The sequence below is a fragment of the Mesorhizobium terrae genome (genome assembly GCF_008727715.1).
In the GTDB taxonomy this organism is placed as follows: Bacteria; Pseudomonadota; Alphaproteobacteria; order Rhizobiales; family Rhizobiaceae; genus Mesorhizobium; species Mesorhizobium terrae.
The window spans coordinates 843,255-858,611 of record NZ_CP044218.1 but is presented as its reverse complement, the minus strand read 5'-3'; the positions used below and the strand labels follow the sequence as shown (position 1 = coordinate 858,611).

The 15,357-nt window shown below is 62.2% G+C and carries 16 protein-coding genes; 12 read left to right on the top strand and 4 right to left on the bottom strand.

The genetic code is table 11. The features are described from left to right. Window positions 1-45 precede the first annotated feature (45 nt). The 4 genes from rocF to FZF13_RS05205 all read left to right on the top strand — a co-directional run bounded on the left by rocF (window position 46) and on the right by FZF13_RS05205 (window position 3,106). Window positions 46-966 (top strand): arginase, encoded by a 921-nt coding sequence (gene rocF, locus FZF13_RS05220; protein WP_024924656.1) that lies wholly within the window; start codon window positions 46-48, stop codon window positions 964-966. Then, window positions 966-2,030, top strand: a complete 1,065-nt coding sequence (locus FZF13_RS05215; RefSeq protein WP_024924657.1) for an ornithine cyclodeaminase — start codon at window positions 966-968, stop codon at window positions 2,028-2,030. The genes rocF and FZF13_RS05215 overlap by 1 nt, the downstream gene beginning before the upstream one ends. Before the next feature lie 131 nt (window positions 2,031-2,161). Beyond that, the gene (locus FZF13_RS05210; RefSeq protein ID WP_024924658.1) at window positions 2,162-2,554 is read left to right on the top strand and encodes a RidA family protein; all 393 of its coding nucleotides are present in this window, start codon (window positions 2,162-2,164) and stop codon (window positions 2,552-2,554) included. A gap of 237 nt (window positions 2,555-2,791) precedes the next feature. Then, window positions 2,792-3,106: an EthD family reductase gene (locus FZF13_RS05205; RefSeq protein WP_024924659.1), complete on the top strand. Its 315-nt coding sequence runs from the start codon at window positions 2,792-2,794 to the stop codon at window positions 3,104-3,106. A gap of 107 nt (window positions 3,107-3,213) precedes the next feature. Here the strand turns inward: FZF13_RS05205 and FZF13_RS05200 are convergent, their stop codons facing one another. Then, window positions 3,214-4,158 carry a hydrogen peroxide-inducible genes activator gene (locus FZF13_RS05200; RefSeq protein WP_024924660.1) on the bottom strand — a complete coding sequence of 315 codons (945 nt, stop codon included), beginning with the start codon at window positions 4,156-4,158 and terminating at the stop codon, window positions 3,214-3,216. A gap of 230 nt (window positions 4,159-4,388) precedes the next feature. On the opposite strand from FZF13_RS05200, the gene katG reads away from it, so the two are divergent. Next, window positions 4,389-6,572 carry a catalase/peroxidase HPI gene (gene katG / locus FZF13_RS05195; protein ID WP_024924661.1) on the top strand — a complete coding sequence of 728 codons (2,184 nt, stop codon included), beginning with the start codon at window positions 4,389-4,391 and terminating at the stop codon, window positions 6,570-6,572. Window positions 6,573-6,672: 100 nt separating this feature from the next. Here katG and FZF13_RS05190 read toward each other — a convergent pair whose 3' ends face one another. Continuing rightward, window positions 6,673-7,350, bottom strand: coding sequence for an MIP family channel protein (locus tag FZF13_RS05190; protein ID WP_024924662.1), 678 nt, complete (start codon window positions 7,348-7,350; stop codon window positions 6,673-6,675). 177 nt (window positions 7,351-7,527) lie between these two features. Between FZF13_RS05190 and FZF13_RS05185 the strand changes: the two genes are divergently transcribed. The 6 genes from FZF13_RS05185 to FZF13_RS28825 all read left to right on the top strand — a co-directional run bounded on the left by FZF13_RS05185 (window position 7,528) and on the right by FZF13_RS28825 (window position 13,539). Next, window positions 7,528-8,817: an RsmB/NOP family class I SAM-dependent RNA methyltransferase gene (locus FZF13_RS05185; protein ID WP_024924663.1), complete on the top strand. Its 1,290-nt coding sequence runs from the start codon at window positions 7,528-7,530 to the stop codon at window positions 8,815-8,817. Between the two features lie 103 nt (window positions 8,818-8,920). Beyond that, on the top strand, window positions 8,921-9,379 hold the full coding sequence (locus FZF13_RS05180; protein WP_024924664.1) for a PaaI family thioesterase: 459 nt from the start codon (window positions 8,921-8,923) through the stop codon (window positions 9,377-9,379). A gap of 169 nt (window positions 9,380-9,548) precedes the next feature. After that, entirely contained in the window at window positions 9,549-10,133 is a 585-nt protein-coding gene (locus FZF13_RS05175) for a 5'-methylthioadenosine/S-adenosylhomocysteine nucleosidase (protein ID WP_051504791.1), read from the top strand. A 91-nt stretch (window positions 10,134-10,224) separates the two neighbouring features. Next, entirely contained in the window at window positions 10,225-11,781 is a 1,557-nt protein-coding gene (gene guaA, locus FZF13_RS05170; RefSeq protein WP_024924666.1) for a glutamine-hydrolyzing GMP synthase, read from the top strand. A gap of 293 nt (window positions 11,782-12,074) precedes the next feature. Next, window positions 12,075-13,331, top strand: coding sequence for a tyrosine-type recombinase/integrase (locus FZF13_RS05165; protein WP_065997779.1), 1,257 nt, complete (start codon window positions 12,075-12,077; stop codon window positions 13,329-13,331). Between the two features lie 43 nt (window positions 13,332-13,374). Further along, window positions 13,375-13,539: a hypothetical protein gene (locus FZF13_RS28825; protein WP_167523839.1), complete on the top strand. Its 165-nt coding sequence runs from the start codon at window positions 13,375-13,377 to the stop codon at window positions 13,537-13,539. On the opposite strand, the gene FZF13_RS05160 is transcribed toward FZF13_RS28825, so the two are convergent. Then, window positions 13,493-13,792, bottom strand: a complete 300-nt coding sequence (locus FZF13_RS05160; protein WP_083237725.1) for a helix-turn-helix transcriptional regulator — start codon at window positions 13,790-13,792, stop codon at window positions 13,493-13,495. The genes FZF13_RS28825 and FZF13_RS05160 overlap by 47 nt on opposite strands. A gap of 234 nt (window positions 13,793-14,026) precedes the next feature. On the opposite strand from FZF13_RS05160, the gene FZF13_RS05155 reads away from it, so the two are divergent. Beyond that, complete coding sequence (locus tag FZF13_RS05155; RefSeq protein WP_246192437.1) at window positions 14,027-14,488, top strand: Rid family hydrolase; 462 nt, start codon at window positions 14,027-14,029, stop codon at window positions 14,486-14,488. Here the strand turns inward: FZF13_RS05155 and FZF13_RS05150 are convergent. After that, entirely contained in the window at window positions 14,485-15,357 is an 873-nt protein-coding gene (locus FZF13_RS05150; RefSeq protein WP_065997724.1) for an isocitrate lyase/phosphoenolpyruvate mutase family protein, read from the bottom strand. The genes FZF13_RS05155 and FZF13_RS05150 overlap by 4 nt on opposite strands.

Genomic DNA, 15,357 nt, shown 5'->3' with positions numbered 1-15,357 from the left:
TTGCGCTTCAATTGCCGCAAAAGATCTAAACAGGGAAGGAACATCATGCGTTGCAGGATATTGGGTGCGCCGGAGCAGGATGGCGCCGGAGTTCTGGGATGCGAGATGGGGCCAAGCGCATTGCGTACGGCCGGACTGATCCCGGCGTTGATCGAGCTTGGCCATGAGGTCGAAGACCTGGGGACGGTGCAGCCTACCGCGACCCAGCCGATCACTCACCGCAATCCCGCGTTGAAGGCGCTGCCGGAGATCGTTGCCTGGACGGCAGCGATTGCCGAGGCTGCCTATCAGGCCAGCAAGGACGCGATGCCGATCTTCCTTGGCGGCGATCATGCCATCTCCGCCGGCACGCTGTCCGGTATCGCCCGCCGTGCCGCTGAGACCGGCCGGCCTCTCTTTGTCCTGTGGCTCGACGCGCATCCCGATTTCCACACGCTCGACACCACCGCCAGCGGCAATCTGCACGGCGTGCCGCTTGCCTATGCCTGCGGCCTGCCTGGCTTTACCGGCGTCTTCCCGGATCTGACCGTGCGGGTGGAGCCCACGCGTATCTGCACGCTCGGCCTGCGCAGCGTCGATGCGGCTGAGCGCCAGGCGCTCAACGAGGCCGGCGTGACGGTACACGACATGCGCGCCATCGACGAGCACGGTATCGCGCCGCTCCTGCGCGCCTTCCTCGCGCGTGTCGCTGCCGAAAACGGCCTTCTGCATGTCAGCCTCGACGTCGATTTCCTCGATCCGTCGATCGCGCCGGCTGTCGGCACCACGGTGCCCGGCGGCGCTACCTTGCGTGAGGCGCATCTGGTGATGGAGATGTTGTCCGACAGCGGACTGGTCACCAGCCTCGATCTCGTCGAACTCAATCCCTTCCTCGATGAACGCGGCCGTACCGCCACCTTGATGGTCGACCTGACGGCGAGCCTGATGGGCCGTCGCATCATGGACCGTCCGACGAGGAGCTTCTGATGACGACCGCAGCCAAGCTCAACATCGTTCCCTTTGTCAGCGTCGATTCCATGATGAAGCTGGTGCTGGCCATCGGCGTCGAGCGGTTTCTCACCGAGCTAGCCGCCTACATCGAAGAGGATTTTCGTCGCTGGGAGCTGTTCGACAAGACGCCGCGTATTGCCTCGCACAGCCATGACGGCGTCATCGAGCTGATGCCGACCAGCGACGGCAGGCTCTATGGCTTCAAATACGTCAACGGCCACCCGAAGAATACGCGTGAGGGCCTGCAGACGGTGACCGCTTTCGGCGTGCTGGCCGATGTCGGCTCGGGCTATCCGATGCTGCTCACCGAAATGACCATCCTGACCGCGTTGCGCACCGCCGCCACCTCGGCGGTCGCGGCCAAATATCTGGCGCCGAATGGCGCCCGCACCATGGCCATCATCGGCAATGGCGCGCAGTCGGAATTCCAGGCCATCGCCTTCAAGGCGATCACCGGTATCGACAGGCTGCGTCTCTACGACATCGATCCGTCGGCCTCGCGCCGCTGCGCCAAGAACCTTGCCGGCATGGGTTTCGGCATCACCATCTGTTCCTCGGGCCAGGAAGCGGTGGAAGGCGCCGAGGTCATCACCACGGTGACCGCCGACAAGCAGTATGCGACGATCCTGACCGACAACATGGTCGGCTCCGGCGTGCACATCAACGCCGTCGGCGGCGATTGCCCCGGCAAGACGGAGCTGCATCGTGATATCCTGCTGCGCTCCGACATCTTCGTGGAGTTCCCGCCGCAGACCCGCATCGAGGGCGAAATCCAGCAATTGGACCCTGACCATCCCGTGATAGAGCTGTGGCAGGTGATGGCCGGCAAGGTCGCCGGTCGCTCCAGTGACAAGCAGATCACGCTGTTCGATTCCGTCGGTTTCGCCACCGAGGATTTCTCGGCGCTGCGTTATGTGCGCGACCAATTGCAGGCGACCGGCCTCTATGAGGAGCTCGACCTGCTGGCCGATCCCGACGAGCCGCGCGACCTGTTCGGCATGCTGCTGAGGGCGGGCGCTAAGGAAGGCGTTGTCGCCTAGAGCAATTCCAGGAAAAGTGCGTAGCGGTCTTCTGTCTGGAATTGCGTAAAAACAAAGAGTTAGAGCGTTTCCGCGGTTCAGTGAAAAACGGAAACGCTCTAGTTTCAGTCGGAAGAAACAGGAGGTTGCTGATGTCGCTCGAACTCATCAATCCGGATGATCTGCCTGTTCCCGAGATGTACACGCAGGTTGTCATCGCAACCGGGACCAGGATGGTGTTCGTCTCAGGCCAGCAGCCCGAGAGCAGAGACGGCAAGCTCGTGGGGCATGGTGATTTTGCGGCGCAGGCTCGCCTGACATTCGACAATCTCGGCCGGGCGCTCCGGGCCGCGGGCGCACGGCCTGAGCAGGTCGGCAAGATCACGATCTATATCGTCGACTACAACCGCGATGTACATGTTCCGATCATCGAGGAGGCGCAGATTTCGTTGTTCGGAAATCACAAGCCGGCGAATGTGATCGTGGGGGTGGCGATCATGTCTCCGGGCTACCTCATAGAGGTTGATGCGATAGCGGTCATTTGACGGGAAGCCGCGGTTGTCGCGGCGCGGCCATGTCGAGGTCACGCACTCATAGACTGACGTCGTCCGCCGTTCAGCGCTTTCCTCTATCGGTGCCGCAATCCGCTTCGAAAAGCACAGCGAAAACCACCTCGCTCCCGTCAAACTCGCTTCAGCCAAAATCCGGATGCGCTTTGCGAGTCCGTGAGCTAGAAAGCCCCCCTCGGACGCTCGGAGCGGCGTTCATGCAGGAGCCTGACCATGATCAAGATGAGCGTCTACTATCCGGCCGATGGCGGCTCGAAGTTCGATCACGACTACTACCGCACCACCCACATGCCGCTGCTGCGGGAACGGCTCGGCGATGCCTGCCTGCGCTACGAGATCGACAAGGGCCTTGCGGGTCGCGAACCTGGAAGCGAGCCGAAGTTTGTCGCGGTGTGTCACGTCTACTCGCCGAGCCTGGGGGTATTCCAACAGGCGCTCGGTCCCCACCGCACGGAGATCGCCGCGGACGTCGCCAACTATACAGACATCGCGCCCATAGTGCAGATCAGCGAAATCGTTGAAGTGTAGGCGCTTCGGCGCGTCAGGCGTAGCCGTGAAACTTTCCGGGGCAGGCGTCGTGCCGGCGCACCATGATCATGGTGTCAAACTCGCTTCAGCCAAAATCTGGATGCGCTTTATGAGACGGCGACCTGAGATGAGCTGCTGACTTGGTGGACATGCGTTGGTTCTTCGCGCACGCTTTTCAGCACTTGGGCCAAGGCCTTGCATTCCGCCTGGCGGTGCCCGTTGCGGCGCCAGGCCAGCGCTACGGTGCGTGACGGCATAGGCTCGGTGAAGGGCACGACGCGAAGATCGGGCAGCGCTGCGGTCGGCGCCACCGCCATCTCCGGCACCAGTGTCACGCCGAAGCCATGTCCGACCATCTGCAGAAGCGTGGTCAGGCTGGTTGCGCCATAGTTGGCCATGGCGGTGGGGCGCACGCTGCCGCACAGTTGCAGCGCTTGATCGCGCAGGCAATGGCCTTCTTCCAGCAGCATCAGCCGTTCCAGCACCGGGCTCTCTGGCGGTACCGGCGGCGCCACCAGATCGGGCTCCGCGCGCGGTACCGCCAGGAAGAAGCGGTCCTCGAATAGCGCCTCGGCCGTCAACCCTGGCTGGTCGAGCGGCAGCGCCGCGATGAAAGCGTCGAGGCTGCCCAGCGCGGTTTCCTCGGCCAGCGTGTCGGTTACCGCCTCGCGCAGTTCGAGCCGCAGGTCGGGATAGCGCTGCCGCAGTTGCGGAAGTACCGAAGGCAGGAGATAGGGCGCCACCGTCGGGATGATGCCGAGCCGGAAGCGGCCTTCCAGCGCCTTGCGCCCCGCCATGGCAGCTTCTTCCACGTCGCGCGTGGCCGCCAGTGCCCGCGCGATCAGCGGCAACAGCGTAAGCGCTTCCGGCGTCAGGATGGCGTTGCGGCCGGAGCGGTCGAAGAGTTTGCAGCCGAGCTTTTCCTCCATGTCGGCAATCTGCGCGGAAAGCGCCGGCTGGCTGATGCCGCACAGGACGGCGGCACGCCCGAAATGCAGCGTCTGGACCAGTGTCTCGAAATACTGCATCTGCCGCAGAGTGAGTTTTATCATAAGAAAAACCTATCGGAAAAAACACAAAAGGCAATTTGCTTTTATAGAATGAAGCACTTAGGTTGCCTGCGTTCCACAATTCGGCGGGCGCCTCGCGGCAGCTCTTCGGCAACCCACCCAGTTCGAGGGAGGCAGCCATCGTCAGCCTCTCTCCAGATCGAAATCTGCCGTGCGCCCCGCGAAAGGGCTTGTGGCCTGGCCTCGTTTGAAATTCACGATTGGAGAAAGAAATGGACGCGAAGACCGACGACAAAAGCGCAGGCAAATGCCCGTTCAGCGGCCATGGACCGAAGAACAACGACTGGTGGCCGAACCAGTTGGACATCCAGATCCTGCATCGGCATTCCAACCTGTCCGACCCGATGGGTGAGACGTTCGACTACGCCAAGGAATTCGAGAGCCTCGACCTCGATGCAGTCATTGCGGATGTGAAGGCCCTGATGACGGATTCGCAGGATTGGTGGCCGGCCGACTTCGGCCACTATGGACCGCTGTTCATCCGCATGGCCTGGCACAGCGCCGGCACCTACCGCATCGGCGATGGCCGTGGCGGCGCCGGCGCCGGGCAGCAGCGTTTTGCCCCGCTGAATTCATGGCCGGACAACGTCAACCTCGACAAGGCGCGCCGGCTGCTTTGGCCGATCAAGCAGAAATACGGTCGCAAGCTCTCCTGGGCCGACCTTTTGATCCTGGCCGGTAACGTTGCGCTGGAATCTATGGGCTTCAAGACCTTCGGTTTCGCCGGTGGCCGGGCCGACGTCTGGGAACCGGAAGAGCTCTACTGGGGTCCCGAAGGCGCCTGGCTCGCCGACGAGCGTTACTCCGGCGATCGCGACTTGCAGAACCCGCTCGGCGCCGTGCAGATGGGCCTGATCTATGTGAATCCGGAAGGGCCGAACGGCAAGCCGGACCCGCTGGCCGCAGCGCGGGACATCCGCGAAACCTTCGCGCGCATGGCGATGAATGACGAGGAGACCGTCGCGCTGATCGCCGGCGGCCACACCTTCGGCAAGACGCACGGCGCCGGCGATGCGAAGCTGGTTGGACCGGAGCCGGAAGCCGCCGGCATCGAGCAGCAGGGTCTGGGCTGGGCCAACGCTTTCGGCACCGGCAAGGGTGGCGACGCCATCGGCAGCGGCCTGGAAGTCATCTGGACGACGACGCCGACCAAATGGACCAACAACTTCTTCTGGAACCTGTTCGGCTACGAGTGGGAACTGACCAAGAGCCCGGCCGGCGCACACCAGTGGACGCCGAAGCATGGCATGGGCGCCGGCACCGTGCCGGACGCGCACGACAAGGGGAAGCGCCACGCACCGTCGATGCTGACCACCGACCTCGCGCTGCGTTTCGACCCGGCCTACGAGAAGATCTCGCGGCGCTTCTACGAGGATCCGGACGCGTTCGCCGATGCCTTCGCACGCGCCTGGTACAAGCTGACGCACCGCGACATGGGTCCCCGCGCCCGTTATCTCGGCCGGCTCGTGCCGAAGGAAGTGCTGGCCTGGCAGGATCCGATCCCGGCGGTCGATCATGCGCTGGTCGACGAAGCTGATATCGCCGCGCTAAAGGCCAAACTCCTGGCGTCCGGCCTGTCGGTGTCGCAGCTGGTGTCGACCGCTTGGGCATCGGCCTCGACCTTCCGCGGCTCCGACAAGCGCGGTGGCGCCAACGGTGCACGCATCCGGCTTGCGCCGCAGAAGGACTGGGCGGTCAATCAGCCGAGCGAACTGAACGCGGTGCTGCAGAAGCTGGAAGCGATCCAGGCGGAGTTCAATGCCGCGCAGTCCGGCGGCAAGAAAGTGTCGCTCGCCGACCTGATCGTGCTCGGCGGTGCCGCCGCGGTCGAGAAGGCGGCCAAGGATGCGGGCCAGGCGGTCACTGTGCCGTTCACGCCCGGCCGCATGGACGCATCGCAGGATGAAACCGACGTCCACTCCTTCGCGCCGCTCGAACCGGTCGCCGATGGTTTCCGCAACTACAGCCGGGGCGCTCACCGCCTCTCGGCGGAGACGCTGCTGGTCGATAAGGCGCAGCTGTTGAACCTGACGGCTCCGGAGATGACCGTGCTGCTCGGCGGCCTGCGTGTCCTCGGCGCCAATGTCGGGCAGTCCACGCATGGCGTGTTCACCGAACGGCCGGAGACGCTGAGCAATGACTTCTTTGTCAACCTGCTCGACATGCGTACCGAGTGGCGGCCCTCTGCCACGGACGGCGTGTTCGAGGGGCGCGACCGCGGCACCGGCGAGGCCCGGTGGACGGGCACGCGCGTCGACCTGATCTTCGGTTCGCACGCGCAGTTGCGCGCGCTCGCCGAAGTCTACGGCAGCGCCGACGCGAAGGGGACGTTCGTGAAGGATTTCGTGGCGGCCTGGAACAAGGTGATGAACGCCGACCGCTTCGACCTCGTCTGAGCCGGCTATACAAAAAAGAACAGGCGCGGATCGCTCCGCGCCTGTTTTGTTTTTGGAAAGTTGGCGACGGCGCCCGTTAGGCGCCGTGCTTGCCCTGCTTTCAGTCTTTCTCGAACATTCCGGTCTTGGCGACGATACCAGCAATGGCGCCGCCGATCAGCGGAGCGACGATGAACAGCCAGAGCTGGCTGATAGCCGCGCCGCCGGTGAACAGCGCCGGGCCGATCGAGCGCGCTGGGTTGAGCGAGGTTCCCGTCACCGGGATGATGGCGAAATGCAGACCCGCCAGCGTCAGGCCGATGACTAGGCCGGCGAAGGCCGTCGTGTGCTTGCCGCTGGTGACCCCTAGAATGACCGTCACGAAGGTGAAGGTTCCGATAAGCTCCCAAAGGAATGCCGAGCGGATGCCCCATTTCGTCTCGTCCCATCCGTTGGCGCCGAAGCCGCCGGTATGGCCGCCGACTTGTCCCGAAACGATGAGCCACAGCGCCAGCGAAGCGATGATGGCGCCGATGATCTGGGCAATCCAATAGGGGATCACGTCTTTTGCCGGCATGCGGCCAGCGAGGAATACGCCAAGCGTCACCGCCGGGTTGAGATGCGCGCCCGAGATTGGTCCGATCGCATAGGCCGCGGCGATGAGGCCGATGCCGAAAGCCAGTCCAATGCCTTCCTGCCCGAGCGGCAGCGCGCCACCGAAACCACCGGTCACGACCGAGGCCGTGCCGATAAACACCAACAGAAATGTACCCAGAACTTCAGCCAAGTAAGATTTCATAGTCCCCTCCTCGAATGGCCCTTGCCAACCGTGGACAAGAGCCGCGAATCGCAAGCGAAAGCCTATGTCCAAGTCGATGCGTTGAAAAGCGTCGCCGGTTGCGCCAGTTCGCCGGCTTGTGCATTCGGGTTGCGCCGGTTACAGCAGGGTTGAAATCAATCATTTGCGGCAGGACGAATGCGACTGGGCGGGCGGCTGGCGGCAGCCATAGAAGTGCTGGAGGATATTGGCCGCAGGCATCGCCCGGCGGCGGATGCCTTGCGGGACTGGGGCCTGTCGCACCGCTTCGCCGGCGGCGGCGACCGCGCGGCCATCGGCAACATCGTTTACGACGCCCTGCGCCGCAGGCGCAGCGCCGGCTGGCTGCTGGGCGACGACACGCCGCGCGCCACCGGTTTCGGCGCGCTGCTGCTGGAATGGGGACAGACCGCGCAATCGCTCAATGCCGCGCTTGAGGGTGACAAGTTCGCGCCTTCGCTGCTGAGCGACGCCGAGCTTGAGACCATCGCCGCGCGCAGGCTGGCTGATGCCCCGGGCGAGGTGAGAGCCGATTGTCCTGATTGGAGCGTGCCGCTGCTCGAGACAGCCTTCGGCGAGGCCTGGGTGGAGGAGGGGGCGGCACTTGCCGCGCGACCACCGCTCGATCTCAGGGTGAACACGCTGAAGGCCGAGCGCGCCAAGGTTCTGGCCGAGCTCGCCGAAACAGGTGCCGAACCGGCGCATCTCGCCACCGAAGGCATCCGCATCGCACCGATTGCTGGCGACGGCCGGCATCCGAACGTCCAGGCAGAGCCGGCTTTCCAGAAGGGCTGGTTCGAGGTGCAGGACGAAGGCTCGCAGATCGCGGCCGAGCTGACCGACGCCAAGCCGGGCATGCAGGTGCTCGACTATTGCGCCGGCGCCGGCGGCAAATCGTTGGCGCTGTCGGCGGCGATGGAGAACAAGGGGCAGATTTTCGCGCATGATGCCGAAAAGCAGCGGCTGGCACCGATCTTCGACCGCATCCGCCGTTCCGACAACCGCAACGTTCAGGTGGTCGCTCGCGAGCAGGAACTGGCGCCTCTGACCGGCCACATGGACATCGTGTTGATCGATGCGCCCTGCACCGGCAGCGGCACCTGGCGGCGGCGGCCGGATGCCAAATGGCGGCTGACGCGCCGCCAGCTCGACGCGCGCAAGGCTGAGCAGTCGGCCATCCTCGATACCGCGAAGGCCTTCGTGAAGCCGGGTGGGCTGCTGGTCTATGTCACCTGCTCGGTCTTTCCCGAGGAGAATGACGAGCAGGTCACGAACTTCCTGGGTCGCGACAACACATTCGCGCCGATCGATCACACGGTGCTTTGGCAGTCTCGCTTCCCAGGGCATGCCGCGTCGGCCCGCATTGCCGTAGGGGGCGGCATCTCGCTGTCGCCGGCATTGAGCGGCACGGACGGCTTCTATTTCTGCGCGCTGCGCAAGGCAGGTTGACCATTCATCGGTTTGCTGCGATGCAGCACAACCATTGCCTGGGAGCCTGGCCTCTGCGATAAGCCGGCTATGCCGAATTCCTTCGGTCTCCAGGGCTGTTGTCATGAGCGCCAAGATCGTCCCCGCCCCGAATTATGAAGAGCGCGTCAGGACCTCCTTCGCGCGCCAGCAGGCCATGGCCACCATCGGCGCCGAACTGACGCTGGTGACACCCGGCATCATCGAGATCGAGATGCCTTATTCGGCGGCTCTCACCCAGCAGCACGGCTTCCTCCATGCCGGCGTGATCTCGACGGCGTTGGATTCGGCCTGCGGTTATGCGGCCTATTCGCTGATGCCGGAAAACTCGGGCGTGCTGACCATCGAGTTCAAGGTGAATCTGCTGGCGCCTGGCAAGGGCGAACGGTTCCTGTTTCGCGGTTCCGTCACCAAGCCCGGTCGCACCATCATCGTGGCAGACGGCCAGGCCTATGCCTTCGCCGCCGACGGCGAGGCCAGGCTGATCGCCACCATGACCGGCACCATGATGACGGTGACTGGGCGCGAGGGGATCGAAGGGTGAGCAGCCGATTCCCGAAGCGAATTCGTCGTGCCGCTGACACGACGAGAGGTTACTGACACGGGGCGTTGCGAGGTCGCGGCCTCTTTGGCCTTGAGGGTGGTGAAACGTCTTGAGCGAGAAATCCGCAGACTTGTCCGTCAAGCTCGGTGGTCGGCGTGTCCTGTTCGTCATGGCTGCCGATGCCGAATATGGCCCGCATCTCAAGCGTCTGTTCACGCCGTACATGACCGGTGTCGGACCGGTCGAGGCCGGTGTCCGTCTTGGTGCCGAACTCGCCCGATTGAAGGCGGAAGCGATGTTGCCGGATTTTGTCGTCTCGCTTGGCTCGGCCGGTTCGCGCCGGCTGGAGCAGACCGGCATCTACCAGGCAACTTCGGTCGCCTATCGCGACATGGACGCCTCGGCGCTCGGCTTTCCGAAGGGCATCACGCCGTTCCTGGATCTGCCGGCTGTTTTGCAATTGCCGCATCAAATTCCGGGAATTGCCGGCGCCTCGCTGTCGACCGGCGCAAACATCGTCTCGGGCGCGGCCTATGACGCGATCGCCGAGGACATGGCCGACATGGAGACCTTTGCCTGCCTGCGCGCCTGCCAGTTGTTCGGCGTTCCGCTGATAGCATTGCGCGGCATTTCGGACGGTGCCGCCGAACTCAAGAATGTCGGCGACTGGACCGAATACCTTCACGTCATCGACGAGAAGCTGGCCGATGCGGTGAGGCTTCTGGAGACCGCGCTCCGCTCGAACACTCTTTAGATCGAGGCGGTCTGGTTTGCCTGGTCGTCGCGACTGGGCTGCGACGCGGCACCCCATTGCGCCGGACTGCTTCTTTCTTTAAAGGCTCGCCATGACGACACATCCCGACACCGTTCTCATCATCGACTTCGGCAGCCAGGTCACGCAGCTGATCGCCAGGCGCGTGCGCGAAGCCGGCATCTATTGCGAAATCGTGCCGTTCCAGTCGGCCGACGAGGCCTTCAAACGCATCCGCCCCAAGGCGGTCATCCTCTCGGGCAGCCCGCATTCCACCGTCGATATCGGCAGCCCGCGCGCGCCGGACGCGGTCTTTTCCGCCGGCATTCCGGTACTCGGCATCTGCTATGGCGAACAGACCATGTGCGCCCAGCTCGGCGGCAAGGTGGAAAGCGGCCATCATCGCGAGTTCGGCCGCGCCTTCCTAGAGGTTGAGCAGGAATGCGCGCTGTTTGACGGCGTCTGGGCCAAGGGTACCCGCCATCAGGTGTGGATGAGCCATGGCGACCGCGTCACCGCGCTACCGCCGGGCTTCAAGGTTGTCGGCACATCGACCGGTGCTCCCTTCGCGGCGATCGCCGACGAAGGGCGCAAATTCTATGCCGTGCAATTCCATCCCGAAGTCGTGCACACGCCCGACGGCGCCAAGCTGTTGCGCAACTTCGTCAACAAGATCGCCGGCCTTACCGGCGACTGGACCATGAAGGCCTATCGCGAACATGCCGTCGAGGCGATCCGCAAGCAGGTCGGCAAGGGTAAGGTCATCTGCGCACTGTCGGGCGGCGTCGATTCTTCCGTCGCCGCTCTGCTGATCCATGAGGCGGTTGGCGACCAGCTGACCTGTATCCTGGTCGACCACGGCCTGATGCGAAAAAACGAGGCGGCCGACGTCGTCGCCATGTTCCGCGAGCATTACAATCTGCCTCTGATCCTGGTCGACGCATCCGACCGTTTCATCTCGGCGCTGGAAGGCGAGTCCGACCCGGAAAAGAAACGCAAGACCATCGGCCGCCTGTTCATCGAAGTGTTCGAGGAAGAGGCGAAGAAGCTGGGTGGTGCCGATTTCCTTGCCCAGGGCACGCTTTATCCCGACGTCATCGAGAGCGTGTCCTTCACGGGTGCCACCTCGTCCACCATCAAGTCGCACCACAATGTCGGCGGCCTGCCGGATCGCATGAAGATGCAACTTGTCGAGCCGCTGCGCGAGCTGTTCAAGGACGAAGTGCGCATCCTGGGCAAGGAGCTAGGCTTGCCGGAAAGCTTCATCGGCCGCCATCCGTTCCCAGGGCCAGGGTTGGCCATTCGTTGTCCGGGCGGCATTACCCGTGAAAAACTGGAGATCCTGCGCGAGGCCGACGCGATCTATCTGGACGAGATCCGCAAGGCAGGCCTCTACGACGCCATCTGGCAGGCCTTCGCCGTGCTGTTGCCGGTGCAGACGGTGGGCGTGATGGGCGATGGCCGTACCTACGAATTCGTCTGCGCGCTGCGCGCCGTAACCTCTGTCGACGGCATGACGGCCGACTTCTACCACTATGACATGGAATTCCTCGGCCGCGCCGCGACCCGTATCATCAACGAAGTGCGCGGCATCAATCGCGTCGTCTACGACGTGACCAGCAAGCCGCCGGGAACCATCGAATGGGAATGATTCAGGCCTATCCGGAAGCCGCCGATTTTACGCCGGAGTTCGATTTAACGCACTGAAATATAATAGTTTTGTCGATTGTGCCTATCGATACCTATCGGTGGGCATAGTTCGCATGTACCGTCACAGCTGACGGCCCTTGCCTATATTGATTGCTGCCGATTTTGAAAGTACCGTCACGGGAAATGAGGCCGGTGACGGTACTTATTTTGGCCTAAGCCATTGCGAACACGCGCATTTTTTCAGCACTGGCCCCCAAAAACCGCATGACGGTACTTTTCGGAGGTGGCACGGCAATGCTGACGGATGCCGCAATTAAGGCCCTGAAACCAAGCGAAAAAATTTACAAGGTCGCCGATCGCGACGGCATGTATGTCCGCGTCATGCCGTCTGGAGCCATATCTTTCCGGCTGGACTACCGGATGAATGGCCGACGCGAGACGGTCTATCTCGGCAAGTATGGGCGTGATGGTATCACTCTCGCGCGGGCGCGCGAGTTGTGCCTGGATGCACGGCGGGCGGTCAGAGAGGGACGTTCACCAGCAATCGAGAAGCAGCGCGAGAAACACCGCCTGAAAGAGGCCAAGAGCTTCGGCGAGTTCGGCGAGAAATGGTTGATGAATGCTTCGATGGCGGACAGCACCAGAGCCATGCGCCGCGCCATATTCGAACGTGAGCTCCTCCCCGTGTGGCGCAATCGCCTGCTTGCGGAAATCACGCCAGACGACCTGCGAGCGCACTGCGCCAAGATCGTCGAGCGCGGCGCTCCAGCCACTGCAATCCACGTGCGGGATATCCTGAAGCAGATCTACGGCTTCGCGATCCTGCATGGAGAGAAGGTGCCCAACCCAGCGGATGAGGTTGGACCCGCCGCGATCGCGACGTTCGTGCCGAGGGATCGCGCCCTATCGCCGGCCGAAATTCGTATCACGCTCAAGCAACTCGAACACGTTCCTACTCTGCCGACCATTCGGCTAGGTATGAAGCTCTACCTTCTGACAATGGTCCGGAAAAGCGAACTTCAGGATGCGGTGTGGGAGGAGGTGGATTTCGAGAATGCGGTCTGGACCATTCCAAAAGAGCGGATGAAGCGTTCGAGGCCTCACAATGTCTATCTCTCGCGCCAAGTCATGGACATTCTGATCGCCCTTAAGACCTGCGCGGGGAATTCGAGATATCTTTTGCCGTCGCGATACGATGCTGACGCGCCGATGTCGCGAGCGACCTTCAACAGAGTGACTTATTCTGTAGTCGAGCATGCCAAGAAGAACGGACTACCTCTGGAACCGTTTACGGTTCACGACCTGAGGCGCACCGGTTCTACCCTCTTGAATGAGCTCGGCTTCAACAGTGATTGGATCGAGAAGTGCCTCGCCCATGAGGATGGACGGTCATCCCGCGGAGTTTACAACAAGGCGGAATATGAGGTTCAACGCCGCCATATGTTGCAGGAATGGGCAGATATCGTCGATGCCTGGGTTGAGGGGAAGAAACGCGGTCCGATACTCGCGCCCCCCGCCACGACGCTGCTTGAGCTTGACCCATCGCTTTGACCCATCGGGTGTTCCATGGCGAACGTCAGGATGCCTGGTCCGTTTGGATGGAGCGGACGACGGTGCTTTTGCCGAGCTTGGACGTTGGCAAGATCCCGGTGATGCCGAGGGCATTCGCTTGATGGTCGATGGAATTATGCCGCGGAAAACTGATCTGGCGTTCATTTCGCCTTCGAAGTGGATCCTGCAACTCGATCCTGACCTTTGACAGGACGGATTCTCCGCTGCCTCACGTCTGGACAGAGCGCTTTGAGAATGGGCTTTGCGCGCCGCGCCGCGAGCCACGCTTGAATTTCGCCAAGATCCCAGACCACGCATCTTGGAGTTAAGGCGAAGCGTCGCGGAAATTCTCCACGCCGCTCCATTTCATAGATGGTGCTATCGGCTAGCGGGACTATCTCCCGCAACTGTTGGCGTCGGATGGTCCGCTGCAGCGTGAACTCGCCAGATGCGTTCGCCATGCTCTGCCTCCCATCGTTCAACGCCTCTCAAGTAAAGTGATCGTTCCTGAAAATTGAAAGGGGTCAGCAGGGATCGTGTGAGAACAGCGCAGTGAAGCGTGTAAATCGGCGGGTTATCGAAAGCACACTCACCAATTGGAACCGCTTCCCAGGGAGACGTGTTGGCTCAAGGCTCCTGCAAGTCGTTCCGCATGGATCCTCAGGCAAGCCGGCAAGTTTGATATCGGTGAACGCGTGTCGTCCAAAGACTGGTTGGACACCGGCTCGTTGCTGGCGATACGATATTCGGAGATGCAGTTCGAACCTATGCCAGCAGGAGCCAATCAGATGAGTGAAGCGCTGATCATCGATCGATCGAAGGGTGTTGCCGCAGGCAGGAGTTCCGGTTCGGGCTTCGGCAATCTCGTTTGGGCGGTTGCGACTTCCGACGACAAGAGTCTCGACCTCAAAGGTCAGGTCGCAGCAGCTTTCGCAAAGATAGACCGGGTGTTGGGCGAACTGGGCACAGACCGTCGGAATTTGCTGTCCGTTACGGTCTTCCTGGCAAACCTGGATGACAAGAAGGCTTTCGATATCGAATGGCTGAGCTGGGTTGGGGACAATCCCGGACATTGGCCGCAGCGCATGTGTATCGGAGCGACGCTGTCGGCCGGCACGTTGGTCGAGATCTCTGTCGTCGCGGCGCGGCCAGGCTAGCGTAGGTAGCGACGCTCATCGGAACGAACGCTTTCCATTCCTTGCAAGTGAAAAACATCTTCTACGGGCAGCAAGTCGCGATGGACTTGCTGGACGCCGCCATCCGCTATGACGCGCAGAAAGGTTTCTTTCATTGCGGTGGCAGCGGCGCGGATCGCGTAATTTCCATAGATTATCATGCGGATGTTTCCCAGCACACGTATGTCAGCCGCATTGAGCTCAGGGTAGGCGTTTGGCACAATGACCAACGGGGCGGCGCCGTTCCACGCTTTTGAGAAGCTCTCGATCTCGCCGGGATCTTTCCTCTTCGAGTGGATAAGGATCATGTCGGCACCAGCCTGCTCATAGGCGTGGGCACGCGCCAACGCTTCATCCTCACCCAGTCCGGCGATCAGCGCCTCTGTGCGTGCAATGACCAGGAAGTCAGGATCCGATCGCGTCGCCAGGGCGGCTTCGATCTTGCCCTGGAATTCTTCGACACGCACTAGGTTGTGATGGCCGTCGACCGCGAGGCTCGTCACCTTTGGGAACGACTTGTCTTCAATGACGATCGCGCTTGAGCCGGATCGCTCATATTCCCGGACCGTGTGAATGACGTTGATCGCGTTGCCGTATCCGGTGTCGACGTCGGCGACGATCGGCAAGGAGGTTCTGCCGGCAACGGCCCGAAGCATATCGAGATGTTGGGTCATCGAGATTAGGCTCATGTCGGGAAGGCCATAAAGCGCCGATAGCTCGAAGCCTGATGCCCATAATCCGTCGAACCCGGCTTGCTCGGCGAGGATCGCCGACAACGGACTGTGGGTCGCCATGACATGGACCAGCCCCTTCTCGGCCATTGCGCGGCGTAGACGTGTCGCTTTGGTCAT